A 21,033-nucleotide genomic window follows, 5' to 3' on the forward strand; every position below is an offset into this window, starting at 1 on the left:
CTGACCAACGGGCTTGCCGTAGCTGTTACTGCCTATCAGCGCTGCATTGACCCCAAGATACGGAACGAAGCTGGCCATCACCAACTCGCTGGCAGACGCGGTGGCGCCTGTGGCGATGAACGCAATTCTGACCGGCGAGACCGATTGTGTTTGTGGCGCAAATCTCTTGGTTTCATTATTTGACGCCTTTGAGGCACGGAAGCGGGTCACAGAGAATATATCGCTGCTAAAGCGGTTGCCAGCAAGCAAGTCGCCCATGACCTCAGCCGTAGAGACCAATCCGCCACCATTATAGCGGAAGTCGATGACAAAGTTCGTGATCCCCTGCGCGCGGAAATCCGCAAAAGCCGTGCGCAACTGATTATCAGCGGTCGAAATGAATGTGCGCATGTTAATATACCCGACGCGCTGTCCGCCGCCATTATCAATGACCTTCACCCCATAACGCGATGATAGCGGGTCGATGTTATAATCTGCCTTGGCAACGGTGATGTTGCGTGCACCCGATGCATCACTGATACGCAAAACTCGGCTTGTACCAACCGTGTTTGGACCCAAGGCGCTCGAGATGCCCGCAGAGCCTTGTGTGGCCAATATGTCAGCCACAGAAACCAGGTTTGACGTATTCGTTCCTATCGCCAGAATTTCGGTGCCACGGTCGATACCTGCTGCAAGCGCAGGCGCCCCTTCAAACGCCTCAATTACGAAAATGCGGCTGCCTTGATAAGCAAGTCGCACTCCAAAGCCTGCCGTAGCACCCGAGGCGTAATAGGCATTTTCTTCCTGAATTGAAGTGACATAGGTGAAGTACCGGTCGCGACCCTGCCCGCGAGCTGTGGCAGTCAATGCGTTGATATAGGCCTGGACTGAAGTGTAGGCTGCTGGGTCTAAAGCCGACGGTAAGGTTTCAGGAAAAAGATACCATTCGTTCAGAACGGACGCAGCAAAATTCTGCCGGTTGACCAAGCTGCAGGTGGTCGACGATGGGGGTGAAGGCGGCGGCGTTGAACTTGTTGGTAGCACGACATCCGTTCCGCCTCCGGAACTACTTCCATCACCGCATGCCGACACGCCTGCTGCCAGAATAAGCACGATGCTTTTTAACGATTGCTTTTTTGCCAATTCCTTATTGTATTCCTTCATTCGGACTAAGCCTACGATCTCTAATTGCTATGCGCCCACTAGTCACTTGTCCATCCCAAACCAAAATTTAACAGACCTTGCTTGTAAATTGTTCACGCACATTCATTGCCGAAATATGTTCGACGCCTCATCTAGGCTGCCTATTCCTCTCCAGAGCAACCAATCTAATACCCTCTGATCAGTTTGCGTCCAAGGGACTGCGTGTCCCGAGCGGACGGCTCTCGCGCATTACGCGATTTGGCAACAGGTATCGCCGGCAGCATATTGCTGGATGGAGCCTGTGCATTCAAGCCAGATCGAAGCGATCGGCGTTCATCACTTTCGTCCAGGCCGCCACGAAGTCCTTCACGAACTTCATTTCATGGCCCTTCTCGGCGTAGACTTCGGCAATGGCGCGCAGTTCGGAATTGGAACCGAACACCAGATCGGTTCGGCTGGCGCGCCAGTGCTCACCGCCAGTGGAACGGTCGGTGGCAACGTATTCTTCTTCGCTCTCGTCGCTTGCTTTCCACGCATTGGTCATGTCGAGCAAATTGACGAAGAAGTCGTTCGTCAGATGCCCCGAACGCTTAGTGAAGTGGCCATGATCACGTCCGCCGAAGTTGGCACCGAGCACGCGCAGGCCGCCGACCAGCACGGTCATTTCCGGTGCAGATAGACCGAGCAGCGACGCGCGATCGAGCAGCATTTCTTCGGTCTTAACGCGCAGCTTCTTGGGCAGATAATTGCGAAAACCGTCGGCCTGCGGTTCGAGCCAGTGGAAGCTTTCGACATCCGTCTGGTCCTGCGTGGCATCGCCGCGCCCGCCGATGAAAGGTACTTCGACGGTGAAGCCGGCATCCAGAATCGCCTTTTCCAGACCAACCACCCCGCCGAGCACGATCGCATCGGCCAAACTCATGCTGCCGCGCAGGCCGTTCAAGGTTTCGAGAACCTTGGCCAGCATGGCCGGTTCGTTAACGTCCCAGTCCTTCTGCGGAGCGAGCGCGATCCGCGCACCGTTGGCACCACCGCGATGGTCCGACTTGCGATAGGTACTGGCCGAGGCCCAGGCGGTCTTGACCAGATCTCTGACGGTCAACGTGCTACTGGCGATCTTCGCTTTGACCGCAGCGATATCGGCGGCTGACGGTTCCTGTCCAGCCGGAACCGGGTCCTGCCAAATCAGGACTTCGGACGGAACTTCGGGGCCGAGGTAGCGGACTTTGGGTCCCATATCGCGGTGCGTCAGCTTGAACCAAGCGCGCGCGAAGGCATCCTTGAAGGCCTGATGATCGGTGCGGAACTTCTCGCTCACCGCCCGAAATTCGGGATCCAGCTTGAGTGCCATGTCAGCGGTGGTCATCATCGTCGGGACTTTGACCTCGGGGTCCCACGCCGCAGGGGCCATGTCCTCGGGCTTCTGGTTTATCGGCTGCCATTGCTGCGCGCCGGCTGGCGAGTGAACCAACTCGTAATCGTAGTCGAGCAGCAGGCGGAAGTAGTTCTCACTCCACGTCGTGGGCGTGTTGACCCAAGATCCTTCGATGCCGCTGGTAACGGTATGCTCGCCGATGCCGCCATGTTCTGCGCTGCTGATCCAGCCGAAGCCAAGCGAGCCGAGATCGCCGCCCGCTGGCGCTTTGCCGAGCAGCGAAGCATCGCCGTTGCCGTGCGCCTTGCCGAAGGTGTGCCCGCCAGCGGTAAGCGCCACGGTTTCTTCCGAATCCATAGCCATGCGCAGGAAGGTCGCCTTCATGTCACGCGCCGAAAGCAGCGGATCGGGATTGCCGCCGGGACCTTCAGGATTGACGTAGATCAGACCCATCTGTATCGCCGCGAGTGGTCCGTCGAGTTCTGCAAAGCCGCGCTCGGGGTCGATCCGAGTCTGCACGCCTTCGTTGACCCACTTGTCCTCGTCCCCCCAGTAAATGTCCTTTTCGGGTTCGTAGACGTCGGCGCGGCCGGCACCGAAACCGAACACCGGGCCGCCCATCGATTCGATTGCAACATTGCCGGCGAGGACGAACAGGTCGGCCCAGCTGATCGATTGACCATACTTCTGCTTTATCGGCCACAGTAGGCGCCGAGCCTTGTCAAGATTGCCGTTGTCCGGCCACGAATTGAGCGGAGCGAAGCGCTGCTGCCCGGAATTGGCACCCCCACGCCCGTCACCGGTCCGATAGGTGCCGGCTGCATGCCAGGACATGCGGATGAAGAACGGACCGTAGTGGCCATAATCAGCCGGCCACCACGGCTGACTGTCGGTCATCAAGGCAGTGAGATCGGCCTTGAGCGCGGCGTAATCGAGCGACTTGAACGCTTCGGCATAGCTGAAATCGTCGCCCATCGGATTGGCAGCACCGTTAGGAGCAAGCACGTCAACCGCCAGTGCATCCGGCCACCAATCCTTGTTCTGGCGCCCCAGTAGCGTGCGGATAGAGGCATCTCCATGGCCCATCGGGCAAGTAGTGTCGGCGGTCATAGCAAGTTCCTTCAATTTCAGATGCAAGTCTAAGTTGGTCTGCGAAACAACTGCACAGACCAGATGTTTCACCGATCCTCTTAGCAGAGCCTGTAATTTTCAATAACAGATTATAGTCGTTAGTCTAAACTGCTTCGGCGATTATTTGTTGCGGATCCCTTGATCGCTCCTGATGCGCCCCAATCCTTCATGCTTGGATTCGCCGCCCACCCGCGGCAGGCGCAGGCGGAATTGCAAGGCGGCGGCGCGGACCGAGCGCTGGATGTGCGAGCCATCGGAATATTCACCGAGCCCTGCGTAATCATCGACCCGATATTCCGGCGCGATGCGGCAGGCGATCAACGCCCAGCCTGGCCTCTCGGCGGTTTGCAAATAGCCCGGCAGTCCGCTGTCATGGAGGTCGCGGCGCCACGCAGCGGCATATCGGCGCGCCATTGGGGCCGAACCGACGCGCTTGCTGTCCTCCGGCACGCCCCGATCGGGCGGGCCCATCTTGCCTTTGCCCGGTTCAGCACCCGAAGCTTGCGCTGTAACTCGCGCTCGTCGTTTTTCGTCATCGAAAACACCTCCTTCCATCACTGGAATAATGCAAAAGGTGTCTCGGAAGTCACTAAATGTCTATATTATCGTTGCCATGGGCGAAGGGCAAAGGCTGGCCTGTCGGCTTTTGATCACCTCATCCGGCATTGATACGATATCCGATGGTAAATCGCAGCGCGCCGTGCAGTTTGCGCGCTGGCACACGCGGAATCGTTAACAAAAACTCCATTCGTCGAAAAATACTGGTCGTTTGCAGTTAGTTTCGCCAACAGGTAAACAGAATTCATTTCCGTCCTCTCCCCACTCGGTGAAAAAATGCGCAAACCTATCCTTCTCTCATTGATGTTCTGTGTTGCAGCATGTGGAAGCGGCAGCGATGAAAAGCGTGAACGCCCTGCGCCATTGGTGACAGTCGGACCGGCAGTCTCAAATCAATTCTCGGATAATTACGTCGCGATCGGCACAGCTAACGCCAACGAACAAGTGTCCGTGCGCGCACCGGTTACCGAACGGATAACGCAGCTTGGCTTTTCCGATGGGGATTATGTCCAAAAAGGGCAGATGCTTGCCGTGCTCGCACAAGGTCAGGAAACCGCCTCTCTCGCCAGCGCGCAGGCGCGGGTTCGCGAAACAGAGCAGCAGCTAGCGCGTATCACCGAACTCCACCGTCGCGGCTTTGCGACCAACGCAAGTTTGGAGGCACAAACAGCTTCAGCCAGTGCAGCAAAGGCCGTGGCGAATGTGGCACGCGCCTCGATTGGCGACCGCGTTGTCCGTGCGCCCTTCTCCGGTCAAGTGTCGCTGCGGCGCATATCCATTGGCGCTGTCGTTAGCGCGGGGGACGAAATCGCAGCTATAAGCGACCTCAGCTCCATAAAGCTGGACTTCACCGTTCCTGAGACCATGCTTGCAAATGTTCAAGTCGGGCAGCAGATTACTGCCAAGGCGTCTGCCTATCCCGACTATGTCGCATCCGGAAAGATTATGGCAATTGATCCGGTAATTAACCCGCAAACCCGAACAGCTACGTTACGTGCAATATTGCCCAACCGCGATGCTTTGCTGAAACCCGGCATGCTGCTTTCGGTAACGATCACCTCAAAAACGCGCATCGCCCCAGCGGTTCCGGAACTTTCTTTAGTTCGGGAAGGCGACACCAGTTTTGTCTACATCATGGGGGCAGATTTTAAGGTTAAACGCATGCCCGTTAAAACAGGTGCGCGCGATGGAAATCTTGTCGAGATCATTGAAGGCCTCAAGATTGGCGACCGAATTGTAACCGAGGGCGTCGTGAAGCTTTCTGATGGCGCGACTGTCCGCACGGGCAAAGCCAAAGGCAGCGACACATCGAACAAAGCACGTTGATGCAGTTCTGACATGAGCATTTCCGACATCTCCGTCCGCAGACCGGTATTTGCCGGGGTTATCGCCATACTTATGGTGCTGGTCGGGATCGTTGGCTTTTTGAATTTGCCGGTGCGGGAATATCCTGACACCGAACCCCCAATCGTATCTGTTGGGACGGCCTACACTGGCGCTGCCGCAAGCGTTGTTGAAACGCGCGTGACTCAAGTTCTCGAAAACGCGCTTGCCGGAATTGAAGGTATCCAAACCATCACGTCGCGTTCACGTGATGGTCAATCCGAAATCACCATTGAGTTTGCGCCCGGTCGCCCCGTCGATAGCGCCGCCAATGATGTGCGCGACCGCGTAGGTGGCGTGGCGGATGATTTGCCTGAAGAGGTTTTGGCACCCGAGGTGCGCAAAGTGGACGCCGATGCATCGCCGATCCTGTTCCTCGTTGTATCCAAACCGGGCTGGTCGCGTCTTGAATTAAGCGATTATGTAGACCGCAATCTCGTCGACCGCTTTTCGGCTATCAACGGTGTAGCCCGCATTTTTGTCGGCGGCGAAGCGCGGCCATCAATGCGTATCTGGCTTCAGCCTGACCGGCTGGCTGCGCTAGGATTGACCCCGCTCGATGTTGAAAATGCCTTGCGTAGCCAGAATGTCGAGTTGCCCGCCGGGCGTTTAGAATCTACCGACCAAAACGTCACGCTTCGGGTCAGCCGCCCCTTTGGTAACGAAGCCGAATTTCGGCAGTTGGTGGTCGCCCGGGGCGCTGACGGATCGCTCACCCGGTTATCCGACGTTGCGCGGGTCGAAACCGGCCCGGAAAACCCTTATGCGGCATTTCGGTTAAATGGCAAGTCGGCCTTAGGCTTAGGTATTGTGCGCCAGTCAGGGGCAAACACGTTGGCCGTGGCCGACAGCGCCAAGGCGCTGGCGGAGAAAATCAAGCCAACACTGCCGCGCGGCATGACGATTTCCGTCGGCTCCGACGATTCGCTGTTCATCGGCAAGGCTATCAGTGGCGTCTGGATAACTCTAGCTGAAGCAGCAGCACTGGTTGTTCTGGTCATTTTCCTGTTTTTAGGCAGTTGGCGCGCGACTATCATTCCGGCGGTTACCGTGCCGATCTGCCTTCTTGCGACCTTTGCTGTGTTGTGGATGTTAGGCTTTTCCATCAACTTACTCACCCTTCTAGCGCTCGTTTTGGCCATCGGCTTGGTTGTCGACGACGCCATTGTTGTGCTTGAAAACGTCTATCACCGGATCGAACAGGGCGAGCCGCCTTTGGTTGCTGCAGTAACAGGTACGCGACAAGTCGCTTTTGCGGTCATTTCGACCACCATCGTCGTTTGCGCGGTGTTTGTGCCGGTGATGTTCCTTGCAGGACAAACAGGCTTGCTGTTCCGCGAGCTGGCAGGCGCAATGATAGCTGCCGTCGCCTTTTCTGGTTTCGTCGCACTTAGCCTTACGCCGATGCTGTGTTCGAAATTGCTAAAGCAAGAGAAGCGCGGACGCTTGGCATCATGGGTAGATGACAAGTTTCAGCGGATTGAGCAGAGTTATTCCAACCTGCTTGCGCGCGTCATTGCAAAGCCACTGGTGGCACTGCTGGGCGTGCTTGTGTTCTTAATGGTCGCCGGGTTCCTGTTTACGACGGTTCAGTCGGAACTAGCGCCGGCTGAAGACGTAGGCATCCTGAGCGCTAATATCGCCGCGCCCGAAGGTACGAGCTATGAGGCAATGGACAAATATATGCTGCAGGCGTCCGAACCATTGCTCAAATTGCGCGACAAGGGCACCGTTCGCTCCGTGATCCAGCGGACGCCTGGCGGCTATTCAGCAAGCGATGATTTCAATTCAGGTACGTTCTCGATTTTCCTTAAACCCTGGGAAGAGCGCACCGAAAAGACCGAAGATGTCGTTGCACAAGTCAACAAGATTCTTGCCGAACTGCCCGCGGTTCGCGGCAACGGAGCGGCGCGGTCCTCCATCGGGCGCGGTCGAGGCCAGCCACTGAATTTCGTTATTGCGGGTTCGACCTATGAATCACTAACCGTTGCACGCAACCGCATATTGGCAGCAGCAAGTCAAAATCCCGGAATCGTGAACCTCGATTCAGATTATAAAGAAACTAAGCCACAGATGGAGATTCAGGTCGATACCGCGCGCGCTGGCGATTTAGGCGTATCGGTGGCCGATGTCAGTCAGGCGCTTCAATCGCTGTTGGGGTCGCGCAGGGTATCAACTTATGTGGACCGTGGTGAAGAATATCGCGTCATCATTCAGGCGGACGCGAGAGATCGCGCGACAGCGGAAAATCTTGCCGCCATTCAATTGCGAGCGCGCGATGGCGCGCTCGTTTCTTTGGCCAATATGATCAAATATACTGAAACAGCCGGCGCACGCGATTTGGGCCGCTTCAACAAACTGCGCGCCATTAACCTATCGGGCGGTCTGGCACCTGGCTACTCCATGGGGGAAGCGCTAGCATTTCTGGAAGAACAAGCTGCTGCATCGCCCGAGGTGTTGGCCGTTGGCTATCGCGGTGAAAGTCAGGCGTTCAAGGAAACGGGTGGTTCCATTATCGTGGTCTTCTTCCTAACCATTCTTCTCGTCTATCTGGTGCTGGCAGCGCAGTTTGAGAGCTTTGTGCATCCGATCACGATTATCACGACAGTGCCCCTAGCTGTCGGTGGCGGCATCATTGGGCTTGCCCTCACTGGGATGACGCTGAACCTATATAGTCAGATAGGTATTGTGATGCTCGTCGGACTGGCCGCGAAAAACGGTATTTTGATTGTCGAATTCGCCAATCAATTGCGTGACGAAGGTCTGGAAATTCTCGACGCGATTCAACAGGCCGCTGCGCGCCGATTACGTCCAATTTTAATGACGTCCATCGCAACCGTGTTTGGCGCGATACCCTTGGCAATTGCCGGCGGTGCCGGCGGCGCGGCGCGGTCCGCAATCGGCGTAGTTATTGTCTTCGGTGTAACGCTCGCGACGCTCATCACTCTTGTGCTCATTCCGCTGATTTATGCGCACCTCGCCAAATTTACCGGCTCACCCGAAGCAGTGTCACGCCGACTTGCGCAAGAGATGGAAGCGCAAAAGTAGCACTCAGCTTGAGGCTTTCTTGCCGCGAAGCATAGCGAAGTATTTCCAAAACTTCACAGAACATTTCGTCACTTCTTAACATATTAGTCCTATCTGCGGCTTTGCCTCGAGCAAAAGACACAGGGACCGGACATGCGCACTGAAGTTCTGGTAAGTGCCCAGCATCGACAGATGCTGGATCAAGTGCTGGCGATTAGTCACATCATGCTTACCGACAGCGGCGGCGTTCAAGAAGAGGCACCAGCGCTTGGCAAACCTGTGCTGGTTCTGCGTGACACTACCGAGCGCCCTGAGGGCATTACCGCAGGCACCGCAAAGCTAATCGGCACTGATAAACACAGGATAATTTTGGAGGTTTCCAATATTTTAGACGATGATGCCGCTTATTCCGCCATGGTGCGGGCACATAATCCGTTTGGAGATGGGTACGTCAGCCAGCGCATAGCTGAGATTGTCTGGAATGCGCGTCGACAAGATCGTCTATTACCTGCTTAGTATCGCAGAGCCGCGCTGCAACACTTGTTCCTGACCAAATAACGTCATAAGGCGCTGCTATTCGACAGCCGTCTGAAAGAGGGATATCCAATGAAGATTGCAATGATCGGTTCGGGCTATGTCGGCCTTGTGTCTGGGGCGTGCTTTGCGGATTTCGGACATGAAGTTGTCTGCGTAGACAAGGATGCGACAAAGATCGACCGATTGAACGCAAACATCATGCCGATTTACGAGCCCGGCTTGGACGCATTGGTTAAATCGAACGTAGACGCTGGACGGCTGAGCTTTTCAACGGATGTCCTGCGGTCGGTCAAAGGGTGCGACGCTGTTTTCATAGCCGTTGGCACGCCGTCGCGCCGTGGCGATGGCCATGCGGACCTGAGCTATGTCTATGCAGCTGCCGAGGAACTGGCCAGCGCCATTGATCCGCGGACCGTTGTCGTGACAAAATCTACCGTTCCTGTGGGCACTGGCGACGAAGTTGAACGCATCATTCGCGAAACCAACCCACAGCTTGAGTTTGCAGTCGTATCAAACCCCGAATTCTTGCGTGAAGGCGCTGCCATTGGTGATTTCAAGCGTCCTGACCGCATCGTCGTGGGCAGCGACGTTGAATGGGCGCGCGATGTCATGCGCGCTGTGTATCGTCCTCTGTTTCTCAACGAATCGCCTTTATTGTTCACGAGCCGCCGTTCATCCGAGTTGATCAAATATGCCGCGAACGCATTTTTGGCGACGAAGATCACCTTTATCAATGAAATGGCGGATCTATGCGAGAAACTGGGCGCCAATGTGCAAGACGTATCGCGCGGCATCGGCCTTGATAATCGCATCGGGTCAAAGTTCTTACACGCTGGTCCTGGCTATGGCGGCAGTTGCTTTCCAAAGGACACGCTGGCGCTTCTCAAAACCGCTCAGGACCATGAAACGCCCGTTCGGATAGTCGAGGCTGTCGTGCAGGCAAATGACCTTAGAAAGCGTGCTATGGGCCGCAAGATCATCACCGCGCTGGGCGGTGATGTGCGGGGCATGAAAATTGGTCTACTTGGCCTGACGTTCAAACCCAATACAGATGATATGCGCGATGCGCCGTCCGTTGCGATTGTTCAGACCTTGCTCGATGCCGGCGCAATTGTGCATGCACATGACCCCGAAGGTATGGAGGAAGCAACAAAAATCCTTCCCGATGTCATCATGGCCAGCAGTGCCTATGACGCCGCGCAAGATGCACAAGCGGTGGCCTTGATTACCGAGTGGGACGCATATCGTGCGCTCGACCTCGAGAAACTCCACGCCGCGATGGCGGGCGATGTTCTTGTGGATTTGCGCAACATATATGGCACCGAAGAAGCGCAGGCCGCTGGGTTCAATTATGTCAGCGTGGGACGCTGAGGAACATAAGCAATATTGGAAGTTGGCCGGTTGCAGCCGCAGGCCTCCAATAAGCTTTAATTCACCTGCCGGTCGTAACCAGCCCAATAAGGCGCGCGTAAATCCTTGCGGAGTATCTTTCCTGACGCATTGCGGGGCAACGCCGCAATGATGTCGACGGAACGTGGCACCTTGAAACCGGCAATGCGTACGCGGGCCCAAGCGATTACGCTTTCGGGATCCACCTGAGCACCGGGTTTGGGAACGCATACCGCCTTCACCGCCTCGCCCCATTTTTCATTAGGTACGCCAATGACGGCGACCTCCAATATATCGGGATGGCCGTAAATCGCGCTTTCCACTTCCGCAGGATACACATTTTCGCCGCCGGTTATGATCATGTCCTTCACGCGGTCGTGGATGTACATATATCCGTCTTCATCAAGATATCCGGCATCTCCGGTCTTTATCCAACCACCCTCGGCGACAGTACCCTTCGTGGCATCAGGCAAGTTCCAATAGCCAAGCATGTTGTTAGATGACCGCGTCCATATCTCGCCGACATCAGCCACAGGAACATCATTCCCCGCCCCATCAACGACGCGTAATTCTACACCGGGCAGTGGTTTGCCAGCCGAGCGCATCCGTTTATTGCCATTGGGGTCGTGATCCTCAGGCGGCAACATGCAAATGGTGCCCGTCGTTTCCGTCATGCCGTAGACTTGAATGAACTCGGCGCTGAAAACGTCCATGCACTGGCGCAATAGTTCAAGCGGAATGGGCGCTGCGCCATAGAGGATATATTTGAGCCGGCTATAATCGACATCACGGCATCTGGGGTGGTTAACCATCATCTGCAAGGCGGCGGGCACGATGAACAAGCGCGTTGCGCCGCCCTTTTCGATGCCATCAAAGACCGAATCTGGCGTAAATTCGGCCTGTACCAGCGCCGGCAGACCAGACACCAGCGCCATAATGCCAAGCCCGGTCCCGCCAATATGCGCGCAGGGCATGGCGATAAGGACAACCTCATCATCATCCCACTTGCTATAGGCATGTTCTTCTTCAGCCGCATTTTTGCGCAAGGCAAAGAGGTTTCGGTTGGAGAGCACCGCACCCTTGGGATTACCCGTGGTGCCTGACGTATAAAGCTGCAGCGCGGCGTCATCGGCGCCAGCAGCGTCGAACGGCGCACGCGGCGCGGCGTCGATCATCTGCCGCGCTTCGTCCTCGCCGATTACGCGCTCGACAGTAGCAGTCTGATCGCCAAGCGCCTGAACACCAGCCTCAAACCCTTGTCCTGCAAACAAAACGCGCGCGCCGGTATCCTTGGCGATATAGGACCATTCGGCGGGCGCCAAACGCCAGCCAATCGGGACCATGACGATGCCTACGCGAGCCGCGCCGTAGAAAAGCGCAAAATACAGATCGCTGTTCTTGCCAATCCAGGCAACGCGGTCGCCCTTTTTCAAACCCAGCCCAAGCAGCATAGTTGCGATTTTTGCGGTGCGTTCTTCCAACTGCGCATATGTGAAATGCGCGTTATCTTGTGAGAGCGCAGCCCAATCCGGTCTTTCCGTCGTCCAATGCTTCAAGAAGCCATCGAACGTAAGTATGTCGTAACCGGCAGCGACCATGTTATTATCTCCCAAGAATGACCGTATTTTGCAGAGGCCTGATGTGTTTTGTCGAGAGATTATAGCGGCGTGTCAATGCTGCGATTTGCTAATCCGAGCGAGGACTGAAGTGTCCCTCAACGACAGAAAATCAGCGATAGGTTGTTCGACGGCATCGGGATAATCTGATCCAGAGCCAAGCCGACGTCGCGCGCTTCTTCGGTAATGTCCTCAACATAACGCAGACCCCATTCCGCGTTCTGTTGCCGCAGCGCAGCGTCGAATGACGCGTTACCTTCGGCTAAGGGGACGTCGCGCTGGCGAAATGGCCCATAGATGAAAAGCGGCGCGGATTGCGGCAAAAGGCGCGCGGCGTTGCGGAGTAACCCGACTGTGGCCGCCCATGGGCTAATATGCGCCATGTTGATGCAGACAATCGCGTCGGCGTGCGCGATTGTCCAGTCCGCTGAGGCATCCAGCAACATCCCCGGCTGCAGATTCGGCACGGCATAGTCGGCACGCCATGCATTGATCGATGCAATGGCAATGGGGTCAGGGTCGCTTGGCTGCCACGTAATTGCCGGAAACAGCTGCGCAAAGTGCACAGCATGTTCGCCAGTCCCGCTGGCTATTTCTAACACCACCCCCTCTGCAGGAAGCACATTCACTAAGGTTTCGGCAATCACATCGCGGTTCCGCTCGGTCGCGGGCGCGTAGCGTTTGACCTCGACGCCGGCCTCAAACACAAACGGTTGCGGGCCGCTCACTCGGCTGCAACCAACTGTTCGGGTTCCCGCCACACCAGCACTGGCTTGCGCGCAGCCTGGGTTTCATCAAGGCGACGGCGCGGCGCGTGATGCGGCGCGGACTTCAGCGACGGGTCGCCCGCCTTTGCCCGCTCCGCCACCGAACGTAGTGCGCCGATGAACTGGTCCAGCGTTGCCTTGCTTTCGGTTTCGGTCGGTTCAACCAACATAGCGCCATGGACCACAAGCGGGAAGTACACCGTCATCGGGTGATAGCCTTCGTCGATCAGGCCTTTGGCGATGTCGAGGGTGGAAAAGCCGTCGGCCAAGCCGTTATCGCTAAACAATGCCTCATGCATACAAGGGCCGCTATGCGCAAATGGCGCCTCAAGCACATCTTCGAGGCTGCGCAAGATATAGTTGGCGTTGAGGACTGCATCTTCGGCCACTTGGCGCAAACCGTCTGCACCATGCGACATGATGTAAGACAGCGCGCGGGTAAACATGCCCATTTGCCCGTGGAAAGCGGTCATGCGCCCGAAGCTGTGTGGATGGTATTCCTGAGCGGTTTCTTCCTCTATCAGTGTGTAATGGCCATCAGCATTGCGTGCGGTATAGGGCAAGGGGCCATAAGGCGACAGCGCTTCAGACAACACCACCGGCCCGGAACCCGGCCCACCGCCGCCATGCGGGGTGGAGAAGGTCTTGTGCAGGTTGATGTGCATCGCATCGATACCAAGATCGCCGGGACGGACGCGACCAACAATCGCGTTGAAATTCGCACCGTCGCAATAGACGTAGCCACCAGCCGCGTGGACGGCATCGGAAATCGCCTTCATATCACGTTCAAACAGGCCACATGTGTTGGGGTTGGTGATCATAACCCCTGCCACATCAGGACCAAGCCTTGCTGTAAGCGCCGCAAGATCCACGCGGCCTTCGGAGGTTGCCGGGATATTCTCAACCGAGAAACCGGCGAAAGCGGCGCTGGCAGGGTTGGTCCCATGCGCGCTTTCGGGAACGAGAATGACGCAGCGTGGGTCACCACGTGCCGCAAGAGCGGCCTTGATGCACAATATTCCGCACAACTCTCCGTGAGCGCCAGCCTTCGGTGTCATAGCGACCCCATGCATGCCCGTGAGCTGGATCAGCCACATGGCCAGCTCATTAATCACCGCCAATGCCCCCTGCACGGTCTCAACAGGCTGCAGGGGGTGCACATCGGCAAAGCCTGCCATACGCGCGACCTTTTCATTCAGCCGCGGATTGTGCTTCATCGTGCAGCTACCCAGCGGGAAGAAGCCCAAATCGATCGCATAATTCTGACGGCTCAAGCGGGTGTAATGGCGGACGGTTTCAGGTTCCGACAATCCGGGAAGGCCGATGTCGCGATGCCGCTCCAAATTGCCCAAGCGCGCGGCAACCTTCGGCGCGTCGGCAAGATCAACACCGGTTGTTGCAGCGGTGCCAATTTCGAAAATCAATGCCTCTTCAAGCATCAACGCCTTGTTACCTGTGAAGGTCGCAGGCGCGGTTTCGCCAGCATTGCCCATTTCAGGTTTCCATCCGCTTTGATTGATTGCGTTCATGCCAAAATCTCCTGCAAAGCAACCGCGAATGTTTCCACATCCTCACTGGTTACAACCTCAGTAACGGCGACAACGAGTCCCTTGGAGAGTGCATCCGTCCCCGGATAGAGCCGTCCAAGCGATACGCCTCCTAGAATTTCGTGGTCTGCAAGCGCGCGCACCACTGGCCGCGCCTCCTTGGGCAGCTTGAGTGTGAATTCGTTGAAGAAGCTGTCATTGACCAATTCGACACCAGCAATCTGGGTTAGCCGATCCGCCGCCTGCACCGCGAGCGCATGGTTCAACTGCGCCAATCCGCGCAACCCCTTTTCGCCGAGCAAGGTTAGATGTACACTAAAGGCCAGCGCACAAAGTCCTGAATTTGTGCAGATATTTGATGTCGCCTTTTCACGGCGGATGTGCTGCTCGCGCGTAGACAAGGTCAGGACAAAGCCGCGCTTGCCTTGCGCATCCACAGTCTCTCCGCACAAGCGACCGGGCATCTGGCGAACGAATTTTTCCTTGCAGGCAAATAGGCCAACATATGGCCCACCAAATTGCAGGCCAACGCCAAGCGACTGCCCCTCACCCACCACGATGTCCGCGCCCATGTCGCCCGGTGCCTTGATCGCACCCAAAGCAACCGGCTCCGTCACCACCGCGATCAGCAACGCGCCATGCTCATGGGCTTTGGCAGCGATAGCGGAAAGATCTTCAATCCGCCCCAAGATGTCTGGATATTGCACAACGACACAGCTGGTCTCGCCATCAATGGCGTCGAGCAACCGCACGCTATCGGTTTTGGCGGACAGGTCCGGCAAGGCGGTATCGAGTGTGTCGCCCGTATATCGCGCCATTGTCTTGGCGACGCTGACATAATGCGGGTGCAGCCCCGACGACAGCACTGCCTTTGTCCGCTTGGTAATGCGGCCAGCCATGCCGATTGCCTCCCAGCATGCAGTGGAGCCGTCATACATCGACGCATTGGCAACATCGCATCCGAACAATCGCGCAACCTGCGTCTGGAATTCGAACAGCATTTGTAGCGTGCCCTGCGCGATTTCGGGCTGATACGGCGTGTAGGCCGTCAGGAACTCGCCGCGCTGGGTGATGTGATCAACACTCGCCGGCACATGATGCTTGTACGCGCCTGCACCCAAAAAGAACGGATGCTGCGACGCCGTCATGTTTTTGCGCGCGAGGGTAGAGAAATGCCGCTCCACCGCCATTTCACTGGCATGATTTGGCAGGCCCCGAATTGGCCCGTCCAACCGCGCTTGGGCCGGCACATCAACGAACAAATCATCAATCGATTTAGCCCCGATGATGCCAAGCATCGCATGTCGGTCGGAGGGGGTTAGCGGTAAGTAGCGCATGTCAATCTCCATAGCCAGCGTCGCGAGCGGATTATCTTAAAGCCCGTCGACAAATGCCTGATATGCCGCGGCGTTCATGAGGCTGTCGAGTTCGCTGGTGTCGCTTAAGGTCAGTTTGAAGAACCAGCCCTCGCCTTCCGGGTCGCTGTTCACAAGCGCAGGGTCGCCTTCAAGCGCATCATTGCCTTCAATGACGGTGCCGCTGACGGGCGCGTAAACGTCCGATGCGGCCTTCACCGATTCCACAATCGCTGCATCACCGCCTTTTTTCAAGGTTGCGCCTGCCGCCGGAACTTCCGCGAACACGATATCCCCCAATTGGCTTTGCGCATAATGTGTGATGCCGACCGTAGCGGTATCGCCGTCAACTTCGATCCACTCATGATCTTCGGTGAAAAAACGGGTCATATACTGCCTCCTTTGCGATGATAATGATGTGGGATGAAGGGTAGGCTCGCGACGGTGACGGAAACGCGCTTGCCGCGCACCTCTGCCTCAAGCGCGGTGCCGGCGGCATTATGGGCGGAATCGACATAGCCCATGGCGATGGGTGCGCCTAAACTTGGGGCAAATCCACCCGAGGTTATAATGCCAACTTGCGCCTCGCCTGCAAATATCTGCGCGCCTTCCCGCACGGGCATTTTGCCGTCGACCGAAAGTCCAACCAACTTGCGTGCAGGGCCGTTGGCGAGCGCATCCAATATGCGCTCTGCGCCCGCAAACCCACCTTCGGCGCGGCGGCGTTTCGAGATTGCGAAGGCTACATTGCCTTCGACGGGGTCAACATCTGGGTTCATGTCGTGACCGTAAAGCGGAAGTCCCGCCTCAAGCCGCAACGAGTCCCTTGCACCAAGGCCGATCGGCCTAACTTCGGGCTGCGCGCTCAGCTGGTCAACCAGCTTTTGTGCATGGGCCGCGGGCACCGAAATTTCAAAGCCATCCTCACCGGTATAGCCTGAACGGCTGATCCAAAGTGGCTCCGGATCTGTCTTTGGCCCCCAGAAGAAAGAGCCTGCCTCCATGAAGTACAGCGCGTCAACACCGGGCACAACGCGCTTCAATGCCTCCGCAGCTTTAGGGCCTTGAAGCGCAAATAGGGCGCGGTTTTCCATATTGTTGATGGTGATTTCATCGGGCAAATACTCCCTCAGATAGCCCATATCGTCCCATTTTACCGCGCCGTTGACGACAACATACAGCCCCATCGGCACAGCTGTGATCATCATGTCATCAAGAACGCCGCCGTCTTCGGCGAGCAAAAGCGAATAACGCATCTTGCCCTCTTGGAGCGCCGAGATATCGCCGGGAACCAACGCCTCAAGCGCTTCGGCGACGCCGTCGCCCGTCAGCATTAATTGCCCCATATGGCTGACATCAAAAAGCCCGGCATTGTCGCGCGTCCAGATATGTTCGGCCATAATGCCCTCATATTGGATGGGCATATGATAGCCCGCAAACTCGACCATGCGCGCGCCCTTGTCGCGATGCCATGCGTCGAGCGGCAGCTCCAATATTTCGATGGGTTCGAGTTCGAATTCGTCTTCTTCGCTCATATCAGTCCGTTCAAGAGTCGCAGCGACCGACGCCGGTTGGCGCAAGGTCTGCTACCCCCTCTGTCACGGGTACCTGAGAGCTTTATCCGCCTTTGTTGCCGCGAACGGTCACAAAGGCAGGTTACACCTTCGGTGGCATATCTTTAAAAATGGCAAAGACATGCGCTTTCCAGAGTGTCGCAAAAGCCGAAGCGGTCCTTTTGCCTGAGAGATTCCGGGGCGGTTGCTCCTTCGGCGGTCCCTATAAGGGACGCTCTCCCGCTTCGTCAGCGACGAATCCGCATTGGCCTTGCCGCCTTGGAGAGTCAACCAGCCAGCGCGTTTATCGAATCATTTTCGTGGATAAAAACACCACCGTCATGTCTGTTTGCGCGCGCCGCAATGGCCTTTGCTACTTTGCAAGACGGCGTAGATGCATATTTCTTCATCCGTCCGAACATCAGCAAATCAGCAATCGGCGCCAAGAGGATACCGAAGGCCTCGCCTGGACGATGGTCATCACGATGACCGCCTGTCAGCAGGCTGGGTCGCATGATATCAAGACGTTTAAAGCCGATATTGCGAAGCCCCTGCTCCATGTCCGCCTTTGTTCTAAGATAAAAACTGCCGCTGGCGGGCATCGCACCTACGGACGATACGGTGAAAAAATGTCGCGTGCCCGCTTCTTGGCTGGCCTGCGCGAAGGCAAGCACCAGATCATGGTCGACCGCCTTGAAAGCATCCTGCGATCCGGCCTTGCGTATAGTCGTGCCCAAACAGGAAATGGAACAGTCAGGCTTGATGCGCGCCACAATCTCCGCCCATTCATCGCTTGAGGCGACATGCTCTTTTATGGCAGGCATTGGCAGCGCCGACGGCCGCCGCGAAACCAAGTGGACCTCATATCCGCTGGCCGCCAAAAAATCCGCGGTTTGTCTGCCAACCAACCCCGAACCACCAGCGATAAGGATTTTTCGCTTCATGCCATGTCCCCACATATTTCACGGTACCGGTCAGTAACGAAGCGATCGGTCATACCAGCCAGAAAATCGCCGATGTGGCGGCTGCGCTGTGGGTCGTGTTCCGGCAAATTTTCGCGCCATTCAAGTGGCAGCAGGCTCACGTCATTGCGATAGGCCACAAACAATTCGCGCACGATTTTCGAGGCACCAACCGCCGCTTCATTTTGCGTGGGATGATGGTACAGTTTTTCATACATAAATGCCTTGAGCTGGCGTTCGCGCGCCGCCATTTCCGGCGAAAACCCGCCGATCATGACGCCTGCCTTGCGCACGTCATCGGCCTTCTTGATGCCCAGTTCTTGTATTCTGCCGCGCGTCGACTCAATCACATCATTGACCATAATACCAATCTGTTCGCGCGTCAGTTCGCCAATCAACCGGCGCGGACGCACCTCGGGATGGCGAGCCAATATCGCCTCCCAACGCTCCGCCACAAAAGGCAGTTCAAGCAATTGGTCAATGTCGAGCAAGCCAGCCCGAATGCCATCGTCAATGTCATGATTGTCATAAGCAATATCATCGCTGATCGCCGCAATCTGGGCCTCAAGCGATGGCCAGTCAGTGAGGCGTAAATCAAAGCCTGCATCCACCTCGGCCAAGGCCCAACCGGGACGTGCGACGGGGCCATTATGCTTGGCCAGCCCCTCAAGCAGTTCCCAGCTTAGGTTTAAACCCGGCCATGACGGATATGGCGATTCAAGATGCGTTAATGTGCGGAGCGTCTGCGCATTATGATCGAACCCGCCAAAAGGCTTCATCGCCGCTTCAAGTGCATCCTCTCCCGCGTGGCCAAAGGGCGGGTGACCAATGTCGTGCGCGAGACATAAGGCCTCGGTCAAATCCTCGTTTAACCCCAGCGCGCGGGCGATGGTGCGGCCGATCTGCGCGACCTCAAGGCTGTGGGTAAGGCGTACGCGGTAATGATCCCCATCGGGTGAAATGAACACCTGCGTTTTGTGACGCAAGCGGCGGAAAGCAATTGAATGAATGATGCGGTCGCGATCACGCTGAAAAATATCGCGCGGCCCGCGAATGTCGCTCTTCGGCTCGGCATGAAGCCGGCCACGACTATGTTCAGGAAAGGAAGCATAAGGAGCCAGTTGCGACATGTCGCGCTTATGCCGCCAACCGACCTAATTCGAAAGCGGCTATTTTGTTTTCAACGGACTAACGGCCTCGCCAATCTCGCTTTTCCACATGAAAGCATCACCGCCACCCTTTTTATAGTCGCCTTCCCACTTCTTCGCCGCTTTCTGGTCCGCAAAAGGACCAACCAAAAGCCGATCTGTCTTGCCCCATTCCGCCGTGAACGGATTTCTATTCTTGAGCAATTCCGGATATTTTTTGGCAAATTTGCGATAGTCAAAGCCAAGCGCACTTGCTTTTCCAGCGGCGATCTGCACCCAATATCGCGCCGGATTATCCTTTTCGAGCTTGGCCTTTGCCGCGATCTTGGAATCAACCTTAGCGACCTTGGCGCGCTCTGCTGCCACCTTGGTCATCACAGGTTTCAAACTTTTCAAATCGACCGGAACTTGCGAGGGCAACTGTTCACCTTTGGGAATTTCGATAGAGGCAACAACCGCACCGAGATCAAAGCCGGATGATGCAACTGCAAGTCCGGTCGGCGCAGATGTCGGCCCCTGCACAGTTACCAACGGTGCCGGTGACGATATGGTTGCCCCCATTATGGCGGAAACAACTGCCTTTGTTTCCGCTTGGGCAGTGATAGGAACATTGCTGACAGGACCTGGAATAGCAGTTGGGGCTGGGTTCAACGTCGCGGCAGGCTTGGGCGACGCGGGAATATTAGCCACGGCCGTCAGAACCTTTCCGCTCTCATGGGCCTTTCGGTCCTTCTTAACGTCCGGCGCCTGCGCGATTTTGGTATCGCCGGTTTTTGCAGCCTTCGGACCAAACGGATCGCCCAAGGGAATTAGGCGGTTTTGCGGAGGTGCAAGGGCAGTTTGCGGAAGCGCTGCTGCAACGCGGCGGACCTGTTCGCTGTCACGCCCGACATATTGGCTCGTTGGAAAATGCCCAAGATGAATGACCGCCGCCTGCTGCGCGCCTGAAAGGTTGGGCATTAAACGAAAGAACCGCTCCATGCGTTCCGCGGAAGGGCCATCCATAAAGCCTTGCGCGACTTTTGTTGATTCACGCAACTCGCCGCGTGCCGCAAGCATGAACGCGCGCGCACGCCAAGCAGAAGCGCTTTTGCGCTCAAGCAGGGGCACCAGCAGAGCATCAGCTTCTCTATATTGCCCGGCCAAGGCCAAGGATACAGACTGCCGTATAATCAAATCATCTGAGGTAAATGCGGTCCGCGCCAGCTTATAATCCTGCTGTGCGCGACCAAAATTCCCCAGCAGATCGAACGCCAATGCACGATCAATCGCAATTGAGCGCTCATTCGCGCCCAACCGGACCGCGTCATCAAACAATCGAAGCGCTTCAAAGGGGTTTTCGGTGCGCACGGTGGCGGTAGCCAGGCCCGAAACGATGCGGCTGTTGCCGGGGCGCAGCGCGTTCGCGCGTGTGAAGAAATTGAGCGCCGCGTTGGCATCGCCCAAAACTAAAGACGCATTGCCAGCATCCGCCAAAGCATCAGCGTCCGACGGGTTGAATGAAATTCTCCGCATTGCAGAGCGCAGTTCCACTGCCCCTGCAGGCTCGGATATGACAGGGAG

The 21,033-nt window shown here is 56.5% G+C and carries 16 protein-coding genes, 1 pseudogene and 1 riboswitch; of the genes and pseudogenes, 5 read left to right on the forward strand and 12 right to left on the reverse strand.

All coding sequences use genetic code 11. From position 1 onward, the window contains the following. From QE270_RS05385 to QE270_RS05395, 3 genes are all read right to left on the reverse strand, one after another. Positions 1–1,143 (reverse strand): S41 family peptidase (locus QE270_RS05385; RefSeq protein WP_300036299.1); only part of this gene is annotated, 1,143 nt, incomplete at its 3' end. Between the two features lie 286 nt (positions 1,144–1,429). Beyond that, on the reverse strand, positions 1,430–3,607 hold the full coding sequence (katG, locus tag QE270_RS05390) for a catalase/peroxidase HPI (RefSeq protein ID WP_300036302.1): 2,178 nt from the start codon (positions 3,605–3,607) through the stop codon (positions 1,430–1,432). A 141-nt stretch (positions 3,608–3,748) separates the two neighbouring features. After that, positions 3,749–4,183 carry a hypothetical protein gene (locus QE270_RS05395; RefSeq protein ID WP_300036306.1) on the reverse strand — a complete coding sequence of 145 codons (435 nt, stop codon included), beginning with the start codon at positions 4,181–4,183 and terminating at the stop codon, positions 3,749–3,751. A 10-nt stretch (positions 4,184–4,193) separates the two neighbouring features. On the opposite strand from QE270_RS05395, the gene QE270_RS05400 reads away from it, so the two are divergent. The 5 genes and pseudogenes from QE270_RS05400 (at position 4,194) to QE270_RS05420 (ending at position 10,504) form a co-directional block, all read left to right on the forward strand. Next, a complete protein-coding gene (locus QE270_RS05400; RefSeq protein WP_300036309.1) occupies positions 4,194–4,364 on the forward strand; it encodes a hypothetical protein in 171 nt (56 codons plus the stop codon). 98 nt (positions 4,365–4,462) lie between these two features. Further along, positions 4,463–5,512: an efflux RND transporter periplasmic adaptor subunit gene (locus QE270_RS05405; RefSeq protein ID WP_300036312.1), complete on the forward strand. Its 1,050-nt coding sequence runs from the start codon at positions 4,463–4,465 to the stop codon at positions 5,510–5,512. A gap of 12 nt (positions 5,513–5,524) precedes the next feature. After that, a complete protein-coding gene (locus QE270_RS05410) occupies positions 5,525–8,617 on the forward strand; it encodes an efflux RND transporter permease subunit (RefSeq protein ID WP_300036315.1) in 3,093 nt (1,030 codons plus the stop codon). Between the two features lie 180 nt (positions 8,618–8,797). Further along, positions 8,798–9,112 (forward strand): annotated as a pseudogene (locus QE270_RS05415) (UDP-N-acetylglucosamine 2-epimerase); the annotation flags it as partial. 90 nt (positions 9,113–9,202) lie between these two features. Next, positions 9,203–10,504, forward strand: a complete 1,302-nt coding sequence (locus QE270_RS05420; protein WP_300036318.1) for a UDP-glucose/GDP-mannose dehydrogenase family protein — start codon at positions 9,203–9,205, stop codon at positions 10,502–10,504. 56 nt (positions 10,505–10,560) lie between these two features. On the opposite strand, the gene QE270_RS05425 is transcribed toward QE270_RS05420, so the two are convergent. The 9 genes from QE270_RS05425 to QE270_RS05465 form a co-directional block, all read right to left on the reverse strand. Next, the gene (locus QE270_RS05425; protein ID WP_300036321.1) at positions 10,561–12,120 is read right to left on the reverse strand and encodes a fatty acid--CoA ligase; all 1,560 of its coding nucleotides are present in this window, start codon (positions 12,118–12,120) and stop codon (positions 10,561–10,563) included. A 116-nt stretch (positions 12,121–12,236) separates the two neighbouring features. Next, on the reverse strand, positions 12,237–12,866 hold the full coding sequence (locus QE270_RS05430; protein WP_300036325.1) for a DUF938 domain-containing protein: 630 nt from the start codon (positions 12,864–12,866) through the stop codon (positions 12,237–12,239). Continuing rightward, complete coding sequence (gcvPB, locus tag QE270_RS05435; RefSeq protein ID WP_300036328.1) at positions 12,863–14,434, reverse strand: aminomethyl-transferring glycine dehydrogenase subunit GcvPB; 1,572 nt, start codon at positions 14,432–14,434, stop codon at positions 12,863–12,865. Before gcvPB ends, QE270_RS05430 begins: the two co-directional genes overlap by 4 nt. After that, the gene (gene gcvPA, locus QE270_RS05440) at positions 14,431–15,789 is read right to left on the reverse strand and encodes an aminomethyl-transferring glycine dehydrogenase subunit GcvPA (RefSeq protein ID WP_300036331.1); all 1,359 of its coding nucleotides are present in this window, start codon (positions 15,787–15,789) and stop codon (positions 14,431–14,433) included. The genes gcvPB and gcvPA overlap by 4 nt, the downstream gene beginning before the upstream one ends. A 36-nt stretch (positions 15,790–15,825) precedes the next feature. Then, complete coding sequence (gene gcvH / locus QE270_RS05445; RefSeq protein ID WP_300036334.1) at positions 15,826–16,197, reverse strand: glycine cleavage system protein GcvH; 372 nt, start codon at positions 16,195–16,197, stop codon at positions 15,826–15,828. Then, the gene (gene gcvT, locus QE270_RS05450) at positions 16,194–17,342 is read right to left on the reverse strand and encodes a glycine cleavage system aminomethyltransferase GcvT (protein WP_300036337.1); all 1,149 of its coding nucleotides are present in this window, start codon (positions 17,340–17,342) and stop codon (positions 16,194–16,196) included. Before gcvT ends, gcvH begins: the two co-directional genes overlap by 4 nt. A gap of 182 nt (positions 17,343–17,524) precedes the next feature. Further along, a riboswitch (glycine riboswitch) is annotated at positions 17,525–17,613 on the reverse strand. Between the two features lie 34 nt (positions 17,614–17,647). Continuing rightward, entirely contained in the window at positions 17,648–18,304 is a 657-nt protein-coding gene (locus QE270_RS05455) for an NAD-dependent epimerase/dehydratase family protein (protein WP_300036340.1), read from the reverse strand. Then, complete coding sequence (locus QE270_RS05460; protein ID WP_300036343.1) at positions 18,301–19,452, reverse strand: deoxyguanosinetriphosphate triphosphohydrolase; 1,152 nt, start codon at positions 19,450–19,452, stop codon at positions 18,301–18,303. Before QE270_RS05460 ends, QE270_RS05455 begins: the two co-directional genes overlap by 4 nt. 39 nt (positions 19,453–19,491) lie before the next feature. Beyond that, the gene (locus tag QE270_RS05465) at positions 19,492–20,985 is read right to left on the reverse strand and encodes a hypothetical protein (protein WP_300036346.1); all 1,494 of its coding nucleotides are present in this window, start codon (positions 20,983–20,985) and stop codon (positions 19,492–19,494) included. Positions 20,986–21,033 lie beyond the last annotated feature (48 nt).

The sequence above is a fragment of the Sphingorhabdus sp. genome (genome assembly GCF_029865925.1).
Classification (GTDB): Bacteria; Pseudomonadota; Alphaproteobacteria; order Sphingomonadales; family Sphingomonadaceae; genus Sphingorhabdus_B.